Origin of the sequence: Streptoverticillium olivoreticuli subsp. olivoreticuli (assembly GCF_003391135.1) — a bacterium.
Taxonomy (GTDB): Bacteria; Actinomycetota; Actinomycetes; order Streptomycetales; family Streptomycetaceae; genus Streptomyces; species Streptomyces blastmyceticus.
Map to the genome: position 1 here is coordinate 4,513,867 of NZ_CP031455.1, position 19,063 is coordinate 4,532,929.

Here is a 19,063-nt window from a genome sequence, read left to right on the forward strand (position 1 = left end):
GATTGGGGCGCGACGCCCGATATGCGCTTTCCCGGTCGGGTGCGCGGCTGGATCACCCTTCACGAAAAGAGACGTCTCATGCGTGCTCGTATCCGTAGGACTGTCACCGCAGGCGCCCTGGCTGCCGCAGTGGTGCTCGGGGGCGCCGGTGCCGCGCTCGCCCACGACGGCTCCGCGGCCAGGACCGAGGGGGTGACCGGGATGCTCTCGGGCGAGAGCCTCCAACTCCTCAGCAGCGCGCCCCGCCTGTGCGAGAGCAACCTCGACGCCGCCGCCCGCTTCCACTCCGCGGCCGCGAGCTGCGTGGAGACCTGAGGCACGGCCGTAAGCGGGACCCGGGGCACGGCCGAGGACGCTTCGGCCGTGCCCTTCCCTGTGCGGGCGAACGGGCCGTCGCGACGGCCGACTTCACTCCATACGGCCGCGGCGTCCCCTATCGAAGGAATCCGCTTACCCCTTCGAGTGACGCGCGTTTCTCGGATCATCCGAATGGTGAAGAACCGACGAGAACGCGAATCTCCCACACCGCCGGACCCCACACGCCGCCCCCGCCCGGACTCTCCAGCCGCGAGCCCGGTCAGGGGCGGCCCCGTGCCTTTGACCCCAGGTGTGACGGGCCGCCGGTGGGGGTGGCCCCCATCGAGAGCGGGGGGACAGCCGTAGTGAGTGGGGAAGCCGCTCCGTCTAGCGTCTGACGGTGTGACACATACGCGGGACGCGACGCATACGGCACGTACCCCCGACCGCAACACCCGGCGCCTCAAGGAGACTTCGTGATCACACCCACCCCCGTCACGCGACGCGGTGCGGCCGTGGCCCTCGCCCTCGCCGCCTGTCTGGGCGCGGCCCCCACCGTCACGGCCACGGCGGCCCCCACCGCGCCCGGATCCGGGGCCGGACTCGACCGCTACCACGATCAGCGCCCGGGCTGGGGCAGTTGCGCCAAGGGCCCGGACGACACCATGGGCCGCGATCTGGACAAGGCCGGCGTGCAGTGCGCGGACGTCACCGTGCCGCTCGACTACGCCGCCCCCGAGGGCCGTACGATCACGGTCGCGATATCCCGGCTCAAGGCCACCGACACCCGGCACCGCATCGGCTCGATCCTGCTCAACAACGGCGGTCCGGGCGGCACCGCCCTCGACTCCCCGCCGGAATTCCGCGCGTGGATGAAGAAGACCGGCCCGCGGTACGACATCGTCGGCTTCGACCCGCGCTTCGTCGGCCGCAGCACCCCGCTGGACTGCGGCTGGCCCGTCGGCACCAATCTCTTCTCGGCCGGTCTCAGCCAGGCGAGCTTCGAGCGCCAGGTCGCCCTCCAGAAGGACCTGGCCGCCAAGTGCCGTGCCACCAACGCCTCCGTGCTGCCCCACGTCAGCACCCGCAACACGGCCCGCGACATGGACGTCATCCGCGGCGCGCTCGGCGAGAAGAAGATCTCCTACTTCGGCTACTCGTACGGCACCTACCTGGGCACCGTCTACACCCAGATGTTCCCCGGCCGCACCGACCGCGTGGTCCTGGACGGTGCCATCGACCCGCGCGAGTACGGTCCCCGGCTACTCCGGGGGGCCGTCGGCGAGAACGAGCGGGCGCTAGCCGACTGGGCCACGTGGGCCGCCGCCCGCGACGACACCTACGGCCTCGGCCGCACCCGCGCGCAGGTCCTCGCCACCATCGATCGCATCATCAGGACATCCGCGCGCGGCCCGCTGACCGTAGGCACCGCGCCGGAGACCTACCGGCTGGACGACACCCAGGTCCCGTTCGTCCTGCTCGCCGGTGTCGACAGCGACACCGACGCCTCCCGGGCATCCCTCGCCGAGCAGGTCTCCGTGCTGAACAAGGCCGCGGCAGGGCAGCAGCCGACCCGGCTGTCGCCGCAGTTCGCCGCGATCCTGCGGCTCGGGCTGACCGGCGAGCAGTCGCACCACGGCAGCGTGCAGTCCGCGATCATCTGCGGGGACAGGGCGGCCCCACGCGACCCCGAGGTCTACTGGCGCGACATCGAGCGCAGCCGAGCCGCGTACCCGCGCGTCGGCGCGCTGGCCGACAACATCGGCCCGTGCGCCTTCTGGGACCGCCCCCGCGAGGAGCCCACCGAGGTGAAGCACGACACCAAGGCGCTGATCGTCTCCGCCACCGGCGACCCGCGCACCCCGCACAAGGGCGCCGTCGCCCTGCACGGCCTGCTCCCGAGCTCCAAGCTGGTCACCCTCGAAGGCGCCAACCGGCACGCGCTCTACGGCCTCTACGGGAACTCCTGCGTCGACGGCAAGGTCAACCAGTACCTGGCCACGGGCAAGCTGCCCGCCGCCGACCAGACCTGCTCCAAGCAGGCCGGCTAGCCCGCGAGCCGATCCGCGGCCCGCTCACCCCGCCGCCCGACCGGCTCGACTCCGTGGGCTTCGCCGAGCCCGGTCGGCGGCATGCCGGAGTAGATCGCCTCGTACGAGCCCGCCGGCACGATGTACGTCTCGTGCCAGATGCCGACGCTCCCCGCGCCGCTCCGCGCGCGGCGGTTGAACGCCGCCCAGGCGGGGCGGTGCCGCCGGTCCGGGGCCGACGCGTAGGCGAGCAGCTTCTCGCGCGACTCCCAGTACTGGACGACCATGTACCGGCGGGGCCCGCCCGTGTTCAGGCTGTATCCCAGCAGCCCGCCGCCCTCCTCGCGCGCCAGCTCCTTGAGCATGCGCGGCATGGCCGTAAGGGTGGGCAGCCAATGGCGCACCGACCGCCACCGGTTGATCCGTATCCCGATGAGGAAGACCACCACGTCCCCCTCGGCCGCCGTCGTGACCCGCTCCGCTATCGGTGCCGCACCCATGCCGCAACCCCCGCTCCACTCATTGGATAGCGCCACTATCCATGCTTGGATAGTGCCAGTATCCAAAGGAGGGTGCAAGAGGATGCGACTGGCCGAACTGAGCGAGCGCAGCGGGGTGTCCACCGCGACGATCAAGTACTACCTGCGGGAGGGGCTGCTCCAGCCCGGCCACCGGGTCACCGCCACCCAGGCCGCGTACGGCGAGGAGCACCTGCGCCGGCTGCGTCTGGTGCGGGCGCTGATCCAGATCGGCAAGATGCCGGTGGCCGTCGCGCGGGAGGTGATCGCCGCCGCGGAGGACACGTCGCTGGACCACCACATGCGGCTCGGCGCGGCCACCCGGGCACTGCCGCACGCCCCGGACCCCGCCGAGGACGACGAGGCGACCGGGATCGCACGCCGCTCGGTGGACGCGCTCCTGGAGCAACTGGGCTGGCCCGGCATCCACGACGAGCCCTCCCCCTCCCTCGGCACACTCGTCGCCTCCGTCGCCGCGCTCGTCCGCCTCGGCTACCCCTGCGACACCGCGCACCTGCTCCCGTACGGCCGCCTCGCCGCCGAGCTCGCCGTCGCCGACCTGGACACGGTGGAGGAACAGCCCACGACGGCCGGGCAGATCGAGGCAGCCGTCGCACTGACCGTGCTGCACGAACCGGTACTGCTCAGCCTCCGCAGGCTGGCCCACATCCAGGAGTCGGCCCGGCGGTTCGAGGGGCGCCGTATTCCGCCCGACTAGCGCCGCTGCCCGTCGAACCGGGGGCAGACGCAGCCGATCTCCCCGCACACGTGGTGCCTTATCGGATCTCTCCGGGGAGCCGGGCCGTTGTCGAGCTGCGCCGCGTATTCGACGGGCGGCTCGATGTAGGGAGAGCTCGTCTTGCAGGACGTGCAAGCCCAGCGCCCGAAGATTCCCTTGACGGCCCGGCCGCAGCGGGTGCACGTGTGCTCTGTGATCTCGGGGAGCATCTGATGGGCCTTACTCCTCGGGGAGTTGCGTGCAGCGCCAAGCGTAGGCCCCAAGGTTCCGAGGGTGCTCCCAGCGAGCTTCTTTCGCTGCCGCGAGGGAGTCGCGACGGCCGGGTGCGTGACCCGCCGGACGGATTGCGCGGCCGGAGCGGTAGCGCCCCACAGCGCATGTCCCCCACTGTGCGGCATCAGTCTCGTCGATCTACCCTGGAAGCCGACGGGTGTCTGACCACAGGAGCGGCGCGCGGCCGTTTCGAGGCCGCCGTACCGGCGCTGCATTCCCCCGCACCTCGTGCCTTACTGGACGGGAGAGAACTGTTATGCGCGATTCTTCCGGATGGCTCAATGGCACCGGCTCGGTCATGTCCCCTACGCTGCCCGGGAGTTCCGGGCCGGGACTGGCGGAGTTGGGGTTCGCGCGATACCACCGCCAAGACGTCCTGAGCGCGATCGACGGGTTCCGTACCGACTCACCGGACACCGCCTCACTGTTCGATGAGATCAGGCGGTCCTTCGCCGACCTGCCCGCCGACCCCTATGACGAGGCGGCCAACAGGTTCCGGCAGTACGGAAGTGCCGTACTTCTCCCGTGGGAGCGCAGCCTGACCTGGCTACCGGCCGACCCCGGGCCGGGGACCGGCCGGGCCTCGGAGTACTACCAGGGCGACCACAACCCCGAATACGCCGGCATGCGGCGCCACTTCGGCGACATCGCCACGCACGTCCGGGAGAACCCGCTACTGCGAAAGATCATCCTGTTCGACGCCGACCGGACCCTGTGGCTGAAGCACTTCGGCAATGTCCCCCTGCGCGTAGGCGTCCATTTCATCAAACTGTCCGTGGACAACCCGGGCGACGTGGCGGTCCCCTCGCCGGACGTCCTGCACCAGGACGGTGAACCATTCACCTTCGTGCACCTGATCAGCAGGGACAACGTGACCGGAGGAGTGAACGTCATCGCGCCGCCGCGGTGCGCCGGTCTGCGACCGGAGGAAGTGTCGAGGGGTCTCCTCCAGGCCGAATTCACCCTGGAGGACCCGCTGGACTCCTTCGCGATACACGACCCACGGGTCAGCCACTACGTCAGCCCGGTGCGCAGGGGCGACCGGCCGCGCAGGGGCGAACGGGATGTTGTACTCGTCGACTTCACTCCGTATGTGACCCAGATCTGACCAGGGTTGCCGCGGCGCTCGGGGCAGGGTTGTTTCTCTTGCCCGCACTGATCTCCTTGCTGAAGTCGCGGGGGAGATCCTCCCGGGGTGCGGCGGTGTCGGGGCACCCCCGGCCGGTGCGGTGCGGCGGGCATCGGCACGGTTCGTACGCCTGCGATCCTGGCGGCAGGTCGGGGCCGTCAGCGGTTTCACCGAGATCACGGCTGATCAGAAGGGCACCGTTCTTCCCATGTGCGGCGATCGCCCGGGACAGTGCCTGGCGGGCCGCGCTCGGCGGCGTCACCGGACGGCCGCCCATTCGGAATCGGGTGCCTCGTCAGGGCCGGTCACGTTCCGTGCGTACACGAATCCTCCGGCCGCCTCCACCACTCCGGCGAAAGCGAAGTAGGCGTCCCTGCGGTGCGAGATCATCGACCGCCAGGGCGTGAACAGTGCCGCAGGCTTTCGATGTTGCGGGCTGTGGCGATCAAATCCTCTGCCTGGTCGCGGAGCACTTCGACTCATGCCATCCCGCCAGCGCGGCCAGCGCCCGCGCGGTCAGACCGGAATCCTTCCGGATCTCGCGCAGGCGCTGGCCGAGGGCTTGCCGGGCTTGCCGGACACTGGATGAGGAGGACATGGGGCGATCAGGCCGGCCGGTACTCCGTGTGGGGCACAGCCCTGCCCCACACGGACTCGAACGCCTCAGCACAGAGCTTGACCGTGGCGGAGTCGGTCACCACTTCCTCAGCGGTGAACTGCCCGTCACCACCGAAGTGATTCACCGACAACACGGTGTCGTCCAGCAGCCAGAAATCATTGCCCGGCAGGGCAATTCCCGTCGCCAGGCGGCGAGGCAACCAGCGGACCTGTTCACCGGACGCGATGTTGGCGAACGTGATGTCGTACTCGAACTGGACATAGTCCGATACCGGTTCGCTGATCACCCGCGCCCGGCGCACGTCCACGCCCCGCGCTGTCGTCTCCTGCATGAGGGTCAGCCAGGGGCGCCACCACGATGCCCGGTCCGCGGGGTCGTCCCGGCGCCCTGCCTGCCAGGCCAGGAACAGGGGGTCGTCGCGCATATAGCCATCGCGCATTTCAAGGTGGACGGCGGATCGCTCGCACCGGGAGAGGAGTTCCTCAAGCGTCGGTGCTGCCACCGTTCACCTCCGGGAAGAACTGCATCATGCGCTTCGGGAACTCGATCACGGTCTCATGCTCGGGAATGTCCATCTGGCGGAGCCGTTCCGCGTCGAGCACCCGCCACCCCTGAAGGATGTAGCTGTCCGTCCGGTCGTCGTAGTACACCGTCGGCGACTTGCCTTCCGGGCTCTCGGGGTCCTTGCCCAGCTTGTGCAGAGTCATGCCCTGCCTCCTGTGCGTGGAGTGGCGATGTCCGTGACGAGCTTGCATCGGCGCTGCCCGGCCCCGCGACCGACTTGCGCGAACTTGCGCGCCTCCATCAAGACCTATCGAGCCGTCCGGTGTACGTCGCGCCGATGCGCGCCCAGGAGCGCGTCGGCGCGCTTCATTGCCGACCAGTCGTAGCGCAGCTCCGCGTCGTGGCGGGCGCGCCCGAACTCCACGCATACGTCGCAGGTTTCGGAGTCGGTGACGACGATGACGGCGAAGCCGGATGTTCCGGCGACGGGGACTGGCCTTTCCAGCTGCTGTCGGCACTGGAGCAGTGCTTCCGCGGCGCGCCCGAGGCTCCTGGCGAAGGTGATCGCGGAGGCGTAGCCGTTACCGGGGCCGATCCCGAGGCGATAGCGAGCTTCTTTCGCTGCCGCGAGGGCGTCGCGGCGGGCCGGGTCGTCCGCGTCCCGCCGGCTGGCTGCTTTCTCCAGGGCGGGAGCCGCCTGCCCGATGAATTCGCGAAGCCGGCCGGTCAGGTCACGGACGCGACTGGGGGCGGGCAGCCATCGGTCCATGGCGGTGGCTTCGCGGATGACGTCCTCGATGGCGATCGGCGCTTGGGTGGCGAGCGGGGCGGGTGGGCGTACGTAGGTGAGTCCGCCGCCGGTGTAGCCGGTGTACGGGAAGTAGGGCATGGGGGGGCTCCTTCGAGAGCGCTACGAGGGGGTGCCGTCGCCGCTCTGGCGGCATGAACCACCCTCCAGGATGGCGAAGTTAGGATTCAAGCGAATCTGCGTTGAATCCGCGCTAGCCTCCAAAACGGCAAATGCCACAGCGGCAACAGGGGCGTGCATGAGGGCAACAACAGCGCGTACGACGAGGCCAGAGGCGCTAGCGACGGGAACAGCTGCGTGCGCGAGACGAACACAGGGCGCCATGACCGGTCCAGCAGTCGGCGACCACGGAAGGCGATGAGGGTGGGAGCACGAATCGGGCCGACAGCGCGGCGAATCGAACTCGGCATCGAACTGCGCCGGTTGCGCAACGAGGCGGGACTGACGCTTGAGCAGGCGGTCAAGGGTCTGGGGTTCAGCGAGACTCAGCTTCAACGTGTCGAGACCGGCAGCATTCCTCTCAAGCAGGCAGGGCACCTGCGGAACCTGCTCAAGCGGTACGACCTGACGGATGAGGGCCACGTCGAAGCGCTCATCCAGCTGCACCGAGAGTCAGGAAGCCAGGAGTGGACAGCTTTCGCGAGCACGGTTCATTCGACGGTACGAACGTTCGTCGGCGTCGAGTCGGTCGCACGCGCCATCAAGGCATGGCACCCGACACTCGTGCTCGGCCTGCTCCAGACCGAGCGGTACGCCACCGCCGTCTTCGAAATGGAGAAGGTGCACGACGAGTTCACGAGCGAGTACATCGAGCAGAGCGTCCGCCTACGCATGATGCGCAAGGAACTGCTGACCCGGCAGGAAGATCCCGTGGCCCTCTGGGCGATCCTGGGAGAAGCGGCGCTACGCCACGTCGCCGGGGACCAGGACGTGATGCGCGAGCAGTACACGGAGATCGCCGCCCTCTCGGAGCTTGAGAACGTGACGGTCCAGATCCTGCGAACGGACCAGATCGGGTATCGGTTTGCGACCGACTTCACCATCCTCGACCTGGGCGGGACACTGCCCCCGACGGTCCAGGTCGACGTGCCTTGGGGAGCCATGTCCATGTCGGACAAACCACGCGAGGTCGGACGGTTCTCGCGGAAGTTCAACGCCCTTCGCGCCTCGGCGCTGCCTCCTGAGCAGACCCCACGTTTCCTGCAGCAGCTATCGCGAGAGATCAACGATGCCTGACATACACCCCGTCCTGATCCCTTCGGCCTCATCGGGGAGCTCCTGGGTCAAGTCCTCGTACAGCAACGCCGGGCAGAACTGCGTCGAAGTCGCGGGACTTGCACCACGGTCGCAACGCGTCGCGGTCCGCGACTCCAAGCAAAGCAACGGCCCCACCTTCACCGTACCGACCACAGCCTGGGCCTCATTCATCCGCGAGATCCAGACCGACCAGCATCGTCCGGCGTGATGAACAGGCACCTCCGCCAGGAAAAGAAAGATCTCATGACCGCCGCACTGCCGGAATGGTTCTACCCGCCCCGTGACAGCGGATGGGAATCCGACGATCTCGACCACATCCCTGAGCTCCCCCGCCACACCGAACTCATTGATGGAGCCTTCGTTCTCAGGACCACGCCACAGCGTAGTTGGCACGGCCGTGTCATCCGCCGGCTGACTGCCGCTCTGGAGGACCAGGCCCCCGAGGCGCACACCGTCGAGGCACAGATGACCGTACGCCTGAACAACAAGAACCGTCCTGAACCCGACGTCATCGCCGCGACGGTCTCCTACGACCCGAACCGCACCCGGTTCCTTCCCGAAGAAGTCGCGCTGATCGTCGAGGTCGTGTCCGACGAGTCGCGGTCCCGCGACCGGGAAACCAAACCATTCAAGTACGCCCGCGCCGGTATCCGCCATTTCTGGCGCATCGAAGAAGAAAACAGCCTTCCCGTCGTTCACTCGTACGAGTTGGACGATACGACACAGTCCTACGTCGCCACGGGAATCCACCGAGGGCGTATCGAGGTTACCGTCCCCTTCGCGATCGATATCGATCTCGGCCGCCTCGCCCGGTAAGCGGGCCGCAGGGCAGCCGGAAAAGGTTGGACCGCCGCCTTCGCCCCCGGCTCGTTCTCCATCTCCTCAGGCGTGTGACCGCCGACTACCGTTGGTCCATGCCTCTCCTGAGCTACGACCGCTACTGCTCCGAAATCCTCGCGCAGGCACACCTGCTGAAGTCCCACATCGACGGCGCGGATCTCACCGTCCCCGTGCCGTCCTGCCCCGGATGGAACGTCGGGCAGCTCGTGCGTCACCTCGGCGGTGTGCACCGGTGGGCCGAGGCAGCCGTGCGGAGCCGGGCGGCGGGGCCGGTGTCCGACGAGCAGTTCCGGGATCTTTCGGCCTACACCGACGAGGACCCCGGCGTGGTCGGGCCGTGGCTCGTGGAGGGGGCCGAGCGGCTGGTGGAGGCGCTGCGTGAGGCCGGGCCGGAGGCCGTGGTGTGGACTCCGGTGCCTGGTGGGAGCGCACGGTTCTACGCGCGCCGGTTCACGCATGAGACGGCCGTGCACCGAGCCGACGCGGCCCTCGCCCTCGGCGTGGAGTTCGACGTCGACGAAGAGGTCGCCGTCGACGCCCTCGACGAGTGGATGGAGTTCTGCTCGCTGCCGATGCACTTCGACGTGCACCCGTGGATGCGCGAACTGCTCGGCCCCGGCCGGACCATCCACTTCCACGCCACGGACACCGCGCCGGAGACGGAAGCGGCGGAGTGGGTGGTGGACCTCACCGGCGACGCGATCGCCTGGCGCCGCGCGCACGAGAAGGCGGCGGTGGCCGTACGGGGCCCGCTGACCGACCTCCTGCTGCTCGTCTACAAGCGCCGCCCGCCCCGCAGCAAAGGCATGGAGATCTTCGGCGACGAGCAGCTGCTCGACTTCTGGCTGGAGCGCGTCAGCTTCGCCTGACGCGCTCGACGCGCGGGGGCGTCCTCAGGCCGCCTCGGGCCCGGACGCGTTGATGATCGCGAAGACGCCGCCCTGCGGGTCCTGCACGACGGCCATCCGGCCCGCCATCATGTCGAACGGCGGCTTGAGGACATTGCCTCCGGCCCGGACCAGCGCGTCGACCGTGCTGTCGGTGTCGTCGACCGCGAAGTACGTCAGCCAGTGCGAGGTCGCGTCCGGCGGCAGGCCCGGGATGTTGGACAGGCTCTGCATGCCGCCGACCGTGCGGCCGTCCACCGAGAGCGAGAAGTAGCCCTCCATGCCCTCCGTCGGCGCGGCGGTGACGCCCAGCACCTTGGCGTAAAAGGCCGAGGCGGCTTTGGGGTCACTGGTGTTGAGCTCGTTCCAGATGATCGCGCCCGGCTCGTTGACGAGGCTCGCTCCGGGGAACTCCCGGGCCTCCCAGATGCCGAAGACGGCGCCCGTGGGGTCGCCCACGACGGCCATCCGGCCGAGCTGGAGGACATCCATGCCCGGCATCGCCACCTGGCCGCCGTTGCCCGTGATCGCCTTCTCGGTGGCGTCCACGTCGGCGGTGGCGAGGTAGGTGGTCCACACGGTCGGCGGCATCGGGTCGGGCGTGCTGCCGTCCGGGTTCATCGCGGCCATGATGCCGGCGACGGGCTTGCCGTTCATGGAGCAGACCGCGTAGCCCCCGGTCTCGGGCGGCCCGACCTCGCCCTGCCAGCCGAAGAGATCGCGGTAGAAGTCGAGGGCCGCCTGCTGGTCGGGGACCATCAGATCGACCCAACAGGGTGTGCCGGGTTTGTACGGACCGGTGACTTCGGGCATGAGCGGCCTCCCTGGATCGATGGCGCGGGTCGCGGAGCGGAGTGCTCGCCAGGAGCGTCTTATGTCTCTCCACCGGCGCGGCGCCCAATCCAGTCACGCACCGACTCACGACACGCGCACGTCCACGGTGGCCGTCCGGGTGCAGCCTCGGAAGCGCCGGGCGCCGGTTGGCGACCTGGAGGAGCCGGCATCCGGTGGCGGACTTCCGTCCGGTGGGCTATTCAGGAAAACAACGTACCTGTCGCATCGTCGCGCTGATTCGGCGTCGCAGGCCTCCTCATGCTTGGCGTCATCGAAAGGGCGCGTATCACGTGACCAGCACCGAGAAGAATCCGAGATCTCTTTCCTTGCGCCAGCGGATTTCCATGTTCACCTTGGCAACCGCGTTGGCCGTGCTGGTCACCGGCGCTCATGCCTATGCGAACGGCCCGGACCCCGACGGATCCCACTGCAAGGGGACCAAGTGCCCGCCCGGCCCTGCCGGACCACCCGGACCCGCTGGGCCCGCAGGCCCTGCCGGACCGGCAGGACGGCCCGGACCCGCGGGGCCTGCGGGGCCTGCGGGGCCTGCCGGACCCGCTGGGGCCAATGGAGCCACCGGACCCGCAGGGCCTGCCGGACCCGCCGGGACCACGCCACACAGTGGAGCGAGCGTCTTCGCCGGGGCGAGTCAGATCATCCCGACCGGCGTCACGACTCAGATCCATTTCACTGCTGCCGACTACGACACGGACTCGATGTTCGATCCGGCGACGTCGAGTCTGGTGGTCCACACCGCCGGGCACTACCTCATTCACGGGGAGATCCACTGGGAGTACAGGCCGGCCGGAAACGCCATTCGCGTCGTCCACGTCATCGTCAACGGCACCAACGTCGCGACCCACCAGGACAACGCCTCGGACAACAACCCTGCCGGGGTTTCTCAGGACGTGACCACGATCCTTCCGCTGAAGGCCGGCGACACCATCTCCCTCATGGTGTTCCAGAACACGGGACTCGACGCCAACTCGGCACAGGTGGTCGGCGGAGGCGGAACGACCGTGGAACCGAAACTCCAGGCTGAGCTGGTCGGACCATAAGGCTGTCGCTCCGACCACCGCTGCCCCGTCGGCACCGCCGGTGATCACACGGCGACGAGCCGGACTCGGTCACCGCACAGTTTGGTCATGTCGTCCACGTCGGAAGTCAGCATGACGACGGGCCGCTGCTGCCGCAGGGCGATCACCGAACCAGCGCCCCCTCGTGGCTCAACGTGAGGCAGGCCTCGGCCCCTCCTCGGCGAAGACCTCGTCGAAGACCTGCCGCGCCCGCTCCTGCTCACGCTCGGACACCGGGCCCTTGCGGCGCTCGTAGTCGGCCAGATACTCGTCCAGGATCTGGCCGCGCAGCTCGGGCTCCGCCTCATCAGCGACCTGCGGGCGCCTCTCGGGCAGAGAAAGGCTGACGCGCTTGGTCGGCACCTCGCCGACGCTGTGCTCCGTCTCGGACATGCGCCGACCCTAGTGAATCAGCAGGGAGTCGGACTGCCCCCGAGGCCTCGCTTACTCCTCCACCACCAACGCCGGCGTCGACCGCGTCAGAACCTCGCCCCTGAAGAACGCCGGGCTCCTGCGTCGCATCAAGAGCATCAGGACCACTCCGAGCAGCAGCAGGCCCACTCCGATCACGAACACCGAGCCCACGCCCAGCACCGAACTGCCGCTGCCGTACGCCGGGTTCCACATGTCGTACAGCGTCTTGCCGAAGACCGCCGCCAGCAGCACACCGCCCAGCGCAGGGAAGACGCCCTTGAAGAGCGCGTCCCGCAGGGAACGGCGCAGCTCGTGGCGGAAGTACCAGGCGCAGGCGAAGGCCGTGATCGAGTAGTAGAAGCAGATCATGAGGCCCAGGGCGTAGATCGTGTCGATGAGGACGTTCTCGCTGAGGAAGCTCATCACCGCGTAGAAGACGCCGGTGGCGACACCGGCGGCGACGGTCGCGCGGCCGGGGGACTTGAAGCGGGGGTGGATGCGGGCGAAGGACGGGGGGAGTGCCTGGTAGGTGCTCATGGCCAGGACCGTGCGGGCCACGGGCAGGAACGTCGTCTGGAGGCTGGCGGCCGCCGAGGCGAGGACCGCGATGAAGAGCAGGACGCCGAGGGCCGTGCCGAGCACGGGGTCGGCGAGGGCGGCGAAGACGTTGTCGGCGGTGTCGGGGTTGCCGAGGCCCGTCCCTTCGGCGCCCACGCCGGCGAACATCTGGGCGGCGACGGCGGTCAGCAGGTACGAGCCGACGAGCACGACCATGGAGATGAGCGCGGCCCGGCCGGGGGTCTTGGCGCTGCCCTGGGTCTCCTCATTGACCGTGAGGCACGCGTCCCAGCCCCAGAACATGAAGATCGAGAGGGAGAGCCCGGCGGTGAAGGCGGCGAAGGACTGGACGGCGAAGGGGTTGAGCCAGGTCCAGGAGAAGTCGATGGAGCCGGGGAGCCCGCCGGTGCGGGACTTGACGAGCGCCATGGTCACGAAGACGGCGAGGACGGCGAGTTGGAGGCCGACCAGCGCGTACTGCACGCCCTTGGTGGCGGTCATCCCGCGATAGCTGATGGCGGTCGCGACGGCGATGAAGGCGAGGCACGTCAGGACGTGGACGAGCCGGTTGCCGTCCAGGTCGGCGACGGTGCCGCTGCCGGTGACCTGGCCGAGGAGCAGGTAGAAGAAGGAGGTCGCGACGCCCGCGAGATTGGACAGCACGATGATCGTCGCGATGACCAGGCCCCAGCCGCACATCCAGCCGATCCGGGGCCCGAAGGCCTGCACGGTCCAGGTGAAGGACGTGCCGCAGTCGGGCACGGCCTTGTTCAGCTCGCGGTAGGCGAAGGCGACGAGCAGCATCGGCAGGAATCCCGCGAGGAAGACGGCGGGCATCTGCACGCCGACCTGGCCGACGGTCGGGCCGAGGGTCGAGGTCAGACAGTAGACCGGGGCGACCGTCGAGATCCCGATGACGGCGCTGCCCAGCAGCCCGACGGAGTTCCCGCTGAGGCCCTTGGCGCGCCGGTCGCCGACGCTCGTTACCGTGTCTCCGGCCCTGGGCCGTGGGGCTGTCTGAACCATGAACAGGACGTTAAATGCTGCTGTTTCCGCAACCGGAGGAGCGCGATCCAGTATGGATGCCTTGAATGTTCCACCCAGTCGCGCGAGTTGACCTGGCTTTGAAAGGCGGCACGACACTTACGCCAGGTAACACCCAGGAGTAACCCTCCTCCGAGCCCCTTGCGATAACCGCAGCGCCGCACCTTTTGTCCCGATTCCAATTTTTCCCGTCGCCCTCTCGTCGCCCTCTCGTCGCCTTCCCGCCTCCCGTCACCCTCAGGACTTCGTGTCCACCGTCTCCGTGTCCCGTCCCGACCGCAGCACCCTCCCGGGCACCTGCCCCGTCACCACGTCGTGCCGTACGGTCTCCACGCCGTTGACCCGTACGCTCACCACGCCCACCGCCCGCGCGTCCAGCCGCGGCCCGTCGCCGGGCAGGTCGTGGACGAGCGTCGCGGGGCCCGCGTCGACGCGGGCGGGGTCGAAGAGGACGAGGTCGGCGTACCAGCCCTCCGCGATCCGGCCGCGGCCCCGGAGGCCGAAGAGCCGCGCGGGGTCGTCGGTGAGCATCCGTACGGCCGTGGGCAGCGGCACCAGCTTCCGCCCGCGCAGGCAGTCGCCGAGGAAGCGCGTCGTGTACGGCGCCCCGCACATCCGGTCCAGGTGCGCCCCGGCGTCGGAGCCGCCCAGCAGCACGTCCTCGTGCTCCCAGGTGCGGCGGCGCAGCTCCCAGCTGTCGGGGTCGTCGTCGGTGGGCATCGGCCACAGGACCGTGCGCAGATCGTCGGCGGCGCAGATCTCCACCAGGCAGGCGAACGGGTCCAGGCCACGCTCGGCGGCGATGTCCCGGACGACCCGGCCGGTGAGGCCCTCGTTCTCCTTGGCGTAGGTGTCACCGATGACGTAGCGCCCGAAGTCGGCCAGCCGCCGGAAGACCCCGGCCTCCTCGCTGCGCGCCCGGCGCAGCAGCTCGGCCCGTACCGGCTCCTTGCGCAGCTCGGCGATGCGGCGGGGCACGGGGAGGGAGAGGACCTCGCCCCAGCCGGGCAGCAGGTTGAGCGCGCAGAACGTGCCGAGCGACATGTTCATGGGCGTGAGGATCGGCATGGTCAGCGCGACGATCCGGCCGCCCGCCGCCCGGGCCCGCTCGCTCGCGGCGAGCTGGCGGGGCACACGGCCGGGGACGGCGGCGTCGATGGTGAGGACGTTCCAGTTCAGCGGCCGCCCGGCGGTGGCCGTGAGCTCCACCAGGAGGTCGGTCTCGGCGTCCGAGAAGCGGTCCAGACAGCCGGTGACGATGGCCTCCAGCTGGGTGCCCTCGTGCGCGCCGACGGCGCGGGCGAGCGCGATCAGCTCCTCGGGCTCCGCGTGCCGGGACGGTACGGGCCTGCCGTCGCCGTCGGAGTGGGTGGTCGAGCGCGTCGTGGACAGACCCCAGGCGCCGGCGTCCATCGCGTCGTGGAGGATCGCGGTCATCCACTCCAGCTGCCCCTCCCCCGGCGCCCCGCCCACGGCGTCGGGGCCCATCACATAGCGGCGCAGCGCGCAATGCCCCACCATGAAACCGGCGTTGACGGCGATCCGACCGTCCAGCGCGTCGAGGTAGTCGCCGAACGACGACCAGCTCCAGGGCGCGCCCTGCTCCAGCGCGGCGAGGGACATCCCCTCGACCCTGCTCATCATCCGCCGTGTGTAGTCGGCGTCGGCGGGCCGCGCGGGGTTCAGCGGCGCGAGCGTGAAGCCGCAGTTGCCGCCGACGACGGTGGTGACGCCGTGGCTCATGGACGGGGTGGCGTACGGGTCCCAGAACAGCTGGGCGTCGTAGTGCGTGTGGGGGTCGACGAAGCCGGGGGCGAGGACGAGCCCGCTCGCGTCCTCCTCGGTCCGCGCCCGCTCCCCCACGCGCCCGGCGAGGGTTCTCCCGGGGCGCCCGATGACGGCGATTCGCCCGTCCCGGATGCCTATGTCCGCGACGTAGGGGGCGCCTCCGGTGCCGTCGACGACGGTGGCACGGCGGATGAGATGGTCGAGCATGGTCGGTCACCTCTGTCTCTTCGACGGGACGACGACGCGGCGGGGCGGGTGGTTTTGTTCCCCAGCCCCGCCCCTTCCCGCAACTGGGGCTCGTGCCCCAGACCCCCCGGCAGCGAGTCCGTTGCCGCCTGCGGCGGGAGCGCCCTGCGGGCGCGTCCTCAAACGCCGGACGGGCTGAATTCGCGCACCCCGGAGCGGCGCGACCACGCACCGGTCACCCCATGCGCATACGCGTAGTCCGATGGACGGGATCCGTATCGATCTTCGGAATCACCCGCTCCCCGATCAGCCTGATCGTCCGCAGCGTGTCCTCCCGCGGCACCCCGATCGGCAGCCCGAAGGAGAGCTGGTCGGCCCCCGCCTGTTCCCAGCGCTTGCACTGGCGGAGGACCTCGTCGGGGTCGCCGCAGATCATCAGCTCCTCGGCGATGAGGAGTTCGATGATCTCCTCCGTGTACTCCGGCAGCAGCTCGGGCCATCGAGGGATCCCCTCGGGACGAGGGAACGTGTCGTGATAACGGAAGAGGAGCGACTGAAGGTAGTGGAGTCCCCCACTCACCGCCGTGGCCACAGCCTCCTCGTGGGTCTCGGCGCAGATCGCGGTGGAGGTGACCATCACGTTGTCGTTGACGAAGGCGCCGACGGCCTTGGCGTCCTTGATGGCCGTCTTGTAGGAGTCGACGACCCACTCCATGTCGGAGACCTTCTGCACGCTGAATCCGAGGACGCCGAGCCCCTTGCGGGCGGCCATGGCGTACGAGGAGGGCGACCCGGCCGCGTACCACATGGCGGGGTGGGCGGGCCCGTACGGCTTGGGCAGGATCTTCCGCGGCGGCAGCGACCAGTGCTTGCCCCGGAATCCCGGGTATTCGTCCTGGAGCCACATCCGGGGGAATTCGGCGATGGTCTCCTCCCAGATCTCCTTGGTGACATCCATGTCGGTCACGCCCGGGAGGAATCCGAGGATCTCATGGCTCCCCGCGCCGCGCCCGGTGCCGAACTCGAAGCGCCCGCCGGAGAGATGGTCGAGCATGGCGGCCTTCTCGGCGACCTTGGCGGGGTGATTGACCTGGGGCAGCGGGTTGAAGATCCCCGAGCCGAGGTGGATGCGGTCGGTCGCGTGCGCGAGATAGCCGAGGAAGACGTCGTTGGCGGAGAGGTGGGAATACTCGTCGAGGAAGTGGTGCTCGGACGCCCAGGCGTATTTGAAGCCGGACCGGTCCGCCTCGATGACGTACTCGGTCTCCTCCAGCAGCGCGTGGTGCTCGGCCTCGGGGTCGGTCCGCGACCTGCTCGACGGAACGTAACCCTGCACGAAGATCCCGAATTCCAAGGGGGTTCACCGTCCCTAGATTTCTGACGAGCCGTCAGATGAACAGACTCTGGCATCGGCGGCAGGGAGCGTCAAGAGAACGTACCCACGGCGGACCGGCCAGGAAGTGTCAGGAGAACAACCGCGTCCCCGCCAGCCATCCGCCGTCCACGACGAACCGCTGCCCGGTGACGTACGAGGAGTCGTCGGCGGTCAGGAAGAGCGCCGTGCGGGCCACCTCCGCCGGCTGTCCGATCCGCCCGAGCGGCACCACCTTGCGGTACAGCTCCGCGGATCCGGCGGCGGCCCGCCCGGCGTCCGCGGTGGGGTCGAGCAGTGCCGGGTTCGTCATCGCGGTGTCGATCGCGCCCGGGCAGAGGGCGTTGACCCGGATCGCCTTGTCGGCGAGTTCCAGTGCCGCGACGCGGGTCATGGCGACGACGGCGGCCTTGGTCGCGGCATAGGCCCCGACGTACGGAATTCCCGCCAGCGCGGCGTAGGAGGCGGTATTGACGATCGTCCCGCCGCCCGCCGCCGCGAGCTCCGGCACGGCGGCGCGCATACCGAGGAACGTACCGAGCTGATTGACCCGGACGACCTCCATGAATTCGTCCTTCGAGGTGTTCACCAGCTCGTTGAAGCGGATGATTCCGGCGTTGTTGACGAGTCCGTCGAGTTTCCCGAAGGTGTGCCTGGCCGTGGCCACGGCCTCGGCCCAGTCGGCTTCCTCGCCGACGTCGAGGTGCACGTACGCGGCTTCGCCGGGGCCGATTTCCTTCGCGACGGCCCGGCCCTGGTCGTCGAGCACGTCGGCGAGGACGACTTTCGCGCCCTCGGCGGCGAAAAGGCGCGCTTCCTCCGCGCCCTGGCCACGGGCGGCGCCGGTGATGAGGATGACGCGGTCGTTCAGGCGCATGTCGTGGTCCCCCTTCGGTCGGAGCGACTGGTCGGCGCGAAGAGCGGCGTCATTCGTCCAGCAGTGGGGCGACCTCGGACGCGAACCGCTCCATCTGGTCGAGCAGTTCACCGAGCGACCGGCTCCGGAAGCGGACCTGGATCTGGTCCGCCCCCAGCGACCCGTACACCCGCAGCGACTCCGCCAGCGTCCCCGGGCGGCCGGACAGCGTGCGCGGGCCGACGTCCCAGCCGGGCGTGCCGACGTACAGCGCCTCCGTGATCGCCCCGATGGCGAACGGGCCCTCGCGTCCCGCCTCCGCGCGCAGGTGGCGGAGCTCGGCGACGCGGAGGGGGAGCTGTTCGCGGGAGTCGCCCTGCGACAGCCAGCCGTCGCCCCGGAGCGCCGCGCGGCGAAGGGCCGCGGGGGACGAGCCGCCGACCCAGATCGGCGGGCGCGGCGTGCGTACGGGGCGGGGGGCCTGGCCCAGGCCGCGGAAGGCGAAGCGGGAGCCGCGGAATTCGGGGAACTCCTCGGGGCCCAGGGCCGTTTTCAGGGCATCGACGGTCTCGTCCAGGATCGCCCCGCGCCGCCGGAATTCGACGCCCAGCGCGTCGAATTCCTCGCGTACGTGCCCGGCCCCCACCCCCAGGACCAGGCGGCCGCCCGAGAGCCGGTCGACGGTGGCGTACTGCTTCGCCAGGACGAGCGGGTGCCGCAGCGCGGCCACGGAGACATGGCTGAGCAGCAGGGTCCGTCCGGTGACGGCGGCGAGATGGGCGAGGGTGGCCACGGGGTCGTACCAGGTGGTGCCCATGGCGGCCGCGAGCCGTGCGGGTACGGCGACGTGGTCGCAGGTGGCGAGGTAGGCGAAGCCGAGGCGGTCGGCGGCGCGGGCGACGTCCCGCAGCTCGGCGGGCCCGGCCTCGACCTCCCAGGGCTCGGCGTAGAGGGTGCTCAGCGAGGTGATGGGCACCTGCATCCCGTACGCGAGCCGCCCGGCGGGCAGCACGTCCACTCCGTCGCCCACTCGC

At 69.7% G+C, this 19,063-nt stretch carries 21 protein-coding genes and 1 pseudogene; 9 read left to right on the forward strand and 13 right to left on the reverse strand.

Going from position 1 to position 19,063, the window contains the following annotated elements; all coding sequences use genetic code 11:
- Positions 1–78: 78 nt before the first annotated feature.
- On the forward strand, positions 79–315 hold the full coding sequence (locus DXZ73_RS19635) for a hypothetical protein (protein ID WP_162890261.1): 237 nt from the start codon (positions 79–81) through the stop codon (positions 313–315).
- A gap of 458 nt (positions 316–773) precedes the next feature.
- The gene (locus DXZ73_RS19640; protein ID WP_116212284.1) at positions 774–2,348 is read left to right on the forward strand and encodes an alpha/beta hydrolase; all 1,575 of its coding nucleotides are present in this window, start codon (positions 774–776) and stop codon (positions 2,346–2,348) included.
- Here the strand turns inward: DXZ73_RS19640 and DXZ73_RS19645 are convergent.
- Complete coding sequence (locus DXZ73_RS19645; RefSeq protein WP_116212285.1) at positions 2,345–2,827, reverse strand: DUF4188 domain-containing protein; 483 nt, start codon at positions 2,825–2,827, stop codon at positions 2,345–2,347. The genes DXZ73_RS19640 and DXZ73_RS19645 overlap by 4 nt on opposite strands.
- An 82-nt stretch (positions 2,828–2,909) precedes the next feature.
- Between DXZ73_RS19645 and DXZ73_RS19650 the strand changes: the two genes are divergently transcribed.
- Both DXZ73_RS19650 and DXZ73_RS19660 read left to right on the forward strand, forming a co-directional pair.
- The gene (locus tag DXZ73_RS19650; RefSeq protein WP_116212286.1) at positions 2,910–3,563 is read left to right on the forward strand and encodes a MerR family transcriptional regulator; all 654 of its coding nucleotides are present in this window, start codon (positions 2,910–2,912) and stop codon (positions 3,561–3,563) included.
- Positions 3,564–4,155: 592 nt separating this feature from the next.
- Positions 4,156–4,965, forward strand: coding sequence for a 2OG-Fe dioxygenase family protein (locus DXZ73_RS19660; protein WP_162890262.1), 810 nt, complete (start codon positions 4,156–4,158; stop codon positions 4,963–4,965).
- Between the two features lie 466 nt (positions 4,966–5,431).
- Here DXZ73_RS19660 and DXZ73_RS39520 read toward each other — a convergent pair whose 3' ends face one another.
- The 4 genes from DXZ73_RS39520 to DXZ73_RS19680 all read right to left on the reverse strand — a co-directional run bounded on the left by DXZ73_RS39520 (position 5,432) and on the right by DXZ73_RS19680 (position 6,998).
- On the reverse strand, positions 5,432–5,584 hold the full coding sequence (locus tag DXZ73_RS39520; protein WP_425315850.1) for a helix-turn-helix domain-containing protein: 153 nt from the start codon (positions 5,582–5,584) through the stop codon (positions 5,432–5,434).
- A 7-nt stretch (positions 5,585–5,591) separates the two neighbouring features.
- The gene (locus DXZ73_RS19670) at positions 5,592–6,044 is read right to left on the reverse strand and encodes a DUF6879 family protein (protein ID WP_240351760.1); all 453 of its coding nucleotides are present in this window, start codon (positions 6,042–6,044) and stop codon (positions 5,592–5,594) included.
- A gap of 43 nt (positions 6,045–6,087) precedes the next feature.
- On the reverse strand, positions 6,088–6,312 hold the full coding sequence (locus DXZ73_RS19675; protein ID WP_116212290.1) for a hypothetical protein: 225 nt from the start codon (positions 6,310–6,312) through the stop codon (positions 6,088–6,090).
- 104 nt (positions 6,313–6,416) lie between these two features.
- Positions 6,417–6,998: a DUF6415 family natural product biosynthesis protein gene (locus DXZ73_RS19680; RefSeq protein ID WP_116212291.1), complete on the reverse strand. Its 582-nt coding sequence runs from the start codon at positions 6,996–6,998 to the stop codon at positions 6,417–6,419.
- 276 nt (positions 6,999–7,274) lie between these two features.
- Between DXZ73_RS19680 and DXZ73_RS19685 the strand changes: the two genes are divergently transcribed.
- From DXZ73_RS19685 to DXZ73_RS19700, 4 genes are all read left to right on the forward strand, one after another.
- Complete coding sequence (locus DXZ73_RS19685) at positions 7,275–8,153, forward strand: helix-turn-helix domain-containing protein (protein WP_116212292.1); 879 nt, start codon at positions 7,275–7,277, stop codon at positions 8,151–8,153.
- Positions 8,146–8,382 (forward strand): DUF397 domain-containing protein, encoded by a 237-nt coding sequence (locus DXZ73_RS19690; protein ID WP_116212293.1) that lies wholly within the window; start codon positions 8,146–8,148, stop codon positions 8,380–8,382. The genes DXZ73_RS19685 and DXZ73_RS19690 overlap by 8 nt, the downstream gene beginning before the upstream one ends.
- Before the next feature lie 35 nt (positions 8,383–8,417).
- On the forward strand, positions 8,418–8,990 hold the full coding sequence (locus DXZ73_RS19695; RefSeq protein ID WP_116212294.1) for a Uma2 family endonuclease: 573 nt from the start codon (positions 8,418–8,420) through the stop codon (positions 8,988–8,990).
- Positions 8,991–9,088: 98 nt separating this feature from the next.
- Positions 9,089–9,883: a maleylpyruvate isomerase family mycothiol-dependent enzyme gene (locus tag DXZ73_RS19700; RefSeq protein ID WP_116215720.1), complete on the forward strand. Its 795-nt coding sequence runs from the start codon at positions 9,089–9,091 to the stop codon at positions 9,881–9,883.
- 24 nt (positions 9,884–9,907) lie between these two features.
- Here the strand turns inward: DXZ73_RS19700 and DXZ73_RS19705 are convergent, their stop codons facing one another.
- Positions 9,908–10,714, reverse strand: a complete 807-nt coding sequence (locus DXZ73_RS19705; RefSeq protein ID WP_116212295.1) for a VOC family protein — start codon at positions 10,712–10,714, stop codon at positions 9,908–9,910.
- Positions 10,715–11,451: 737 nt separating this feature from the next.
- On the opposite strand from DXZ73_RS19705, the gene DXZ73_RS40300 reads away from it, so the two are divergent.
- On the forward strand, positions 11,452–11,793 hold the full coding sequence (locus tag DXZ73_RS40300; protein ID WP_240351418.1) for a hypothetical protein: 342 nt from the start codon (positions 11,452–11,454) through the stop codon (positions 11,791–11,793).
- Positions 11,794–11,837: 44 nt separating this feature from the next.
- Here the strand turns inward: DXZ73_RS40300 and DXZ73_RS19715 are convergent.
- The 7 genes and pseudogenes from DXZ73_RS19715 to DXZ73_RS19745 all read right to left on the reverse strand — a co-directional run.
- Positions 11,838–11,933, reverse strand: a pseudogene (locus tag DXZ73_RS19715) (DNA-binding protein); the annotation flags it as partial.
- 28 nt (positions 11,934–11,961) lie between these two features.
- The gene (locus tag DXZ73_RS19720; protein WP_116212297.1) at positions 11,962–12,204 is read right to left on the reverse strand and encodes a hypothetical protein; all 243 of its coding nucleotides are present in this window, start codon (positions 12,202–12,204) and stop codon (positions 11,962–11,964) included.
- Between the two features lie 51 nt (positions 12,205–12,255).
- On the reverse strand, positions 12,256–13,809 hold the full coding sequence (locus DXZ73_RS19725; RefSeq protein WP_116212298.1) for an APC family permease: 1,554 nt from the start codon (positions 13,807–13,809) through the stop codon (positions 12,256–12,258).
- A gap of 255 nt (positions 13,810–14,064) precedes the next feature.
- On the reverse strand, positions 14,065–15,822 hold the full coding sequence (locus DXZ73_RS19730) for an N-acyl-D-amino-acid deacylase family protein (RefSeq protein WP_116212299.1): 1,758 nt from the start codon (positions 15,820–15,822) through the stop codon (positions 14,065–14,067).
- Positions 15,823–16,036: 214 nt separating this feature from the next.
- Positions 16,037–17,155, reverse strand: a complete 1,119-nt coding sequence (locus tag DXZ73_RS19735) for an LLM class flavin-dependent oxidoreductase (protein ID WP_116212300.1) — start codon at positions 17,153–17,155, stop codon at positions 16,037–16,039.
- 109 nt (positions 17,156–17,264) lie between these two features.
- The gene (locus DXZ73_RS19740; RefSeq protein WP_116212301.1) at positions 17,265–18,050 is read right to left on the reverse strand and encodes an SDR family NAD(P)-dependent oxidoreductase; all 786 of its coding nucleotides are present in this window, start codon (positions 18,048–18,050) and stop codon (positions 17,265–17,267) included.
- A gap of 49 nt (positions 18,051–18,099) precedes the next feature.
- Positions 18,100–19,011, reverse strand: coding sequence for a TIGR03619 family F420-dependent LLM class oxidoreductase (locus tag DXZ73_RS19745; protein WP_116215721.1), 912 nt, complete (start codon positions 19,009–19,011; stop codon positions 18,100–18,102).
- Positions 19,012–19,063: the final 52 nt, after the last annotated feature.

What these genes read in the sequence shown, in the direction of transcription:
- DXZ73_RS19660 (WP_162890262.1), top strand. Translation starts at nt 4,156, where the DNA reads ATGTCCCCTACGCTGCCCGGGAGTTCCGGGCCGGGACTGGCGGAGTTG.
- DXZ73_RS19740 (WP_116212301.1), bottom strand. Translation starts at nt 18,050, where the DNA reads ATGCGCCTGAACGACCGCGTCATCCTCATCACCGGCGCCGCCCGTGGC.
- DXZ73_RS19645 (WP_116212285.1), bottom strand. Translation starts at nt 2,827, where the DNA reads ATGGGTGCGGCACCGATAGCGGAGCGGGTCACGACGGCGGCCGAGGGG.
- DXZ73_RS19730 (WP_116212299.1), bottom strand. Translation starts at nt 15,822, where the DNA reads ATGCTCGACCATCTCATCCGCCGTGCCACCGTCGTCGACGGCACCGGA.
- DXZ73_RS19745 (WP_116215721.1), bottom strand. Translation starts at nt 19,011, where the DNA reads ATGCAGGTGCCCATCACCTCGCTGAGCACCCTCTACGCCGAGCCCTGG.
- DXZ73_RS19700 (WP_116215720.1), top strand. Translation starts at nt 9,089, where the DNA reads ATGCCTCTCCTGAGCTACGACCGCTACTGCTCCGAAATCCTCGCGCAG.
- DXZ73_RS19650 (WP_116212286.1), top strand. Translation starts at nt 2,910, where the DNA reads ATGCGACTGGCCGAACTGAGCGAGCGCAGCGGGGTGTCCACCGCGACG.
- DXZ73_RS19675 (WP_116212290.1), bottom strand. Translation starts at nt 6,312, where the DNA reads ATGACTCTGCACAAGCTGGGCAAGGACCCCGAGAGCCCGGAAGGCAAG.
- DXZ73_RS39520 (WP_425315850.1), bottom strand. Translation starts at nt 5,584, where the DNA reads ATGTCCTCCTCATCCAGTGTCCGGCAAGCCCGGCAAGCCCTCGGCCAG.
- DXZ73_RS19695 (WP_116212294.1), top strand. Translation starts at nt 8,418, where the DNA reads ATGACCGCCGCACTGCCGGAATGGTTCTACCCGCCCCGTGACAGCGGA.
- DXZ73_RS19690 (WP_116212293.1), top strand. Translation starts at nt 8,146, where the DNA reads ATGCCTGACATACACCCCGTCCTGATCCCTTCGGCCTCATCGGGGAGC.
- DXZ73_RS19685 (WP_116212292.1), top strand. Translation starts at nt 7,275, where the DNA reads ATGAGGGTGGGAGCACGAATCGGGCCGACAGCGCGGCGAATCGAACTC.
- DXZ73_RS19725 (WP_116212298.1), bottom strand. Translation starts at nt 13,809, where the DNA reads ATGGTTCAGACAGCCCCACGGCCCAGGGCCGGAGACACGGTAACGAGC.
- DXZ73_RS19670 (WP_240351760.1), bottom strand. Translation starts at nt 6,044, where the DNA reads ATGCGCGATGGCTATATGCGCGACGACCCCCTGTTCCTGGCCTGGCAG.
- DXZ73_RS19680 (WP_116212291.1), bottom strand. Translation starts at nt 6,998, where the DNA reads ATGCCCTACTTCCCGTACACCGGCTACACCGGCGGCGGACTCACCTAC.
- DXZ73_RS19705 (WP_116212295.1), bottom strand. Translation starts at nt 10,714, where the DNA reads ATGCCCGAAGTCACCGGTCCGTACAAACCCGGCACACCCTGTTGGGTC.
- DXZ73_RS19635 (WP_162890261.1), top strand. Translation starts at nt 79, where the DNA reads ATGCGTGCTCGTATCCGTAGGACTGTCACCGCAGGCGCCCTGGCTGCC.
- DXZ73_RS40300 (WP_240351418.1), top strand. Translation starts at nt 11,452, where the DNA reads ATGTTCGATCCGGCGACGTCGAGTCTGGTGGTCCACACCGCCGGGCAC.
- DXZ73_RS19720 (WP_116212297.1), bottom strand. Translation starts at nt 12,204, where the DNA reads ATGTCCGAGACGGAGCACAGCGTCGGCGAGGTGCCGACCAAGCGCGTC.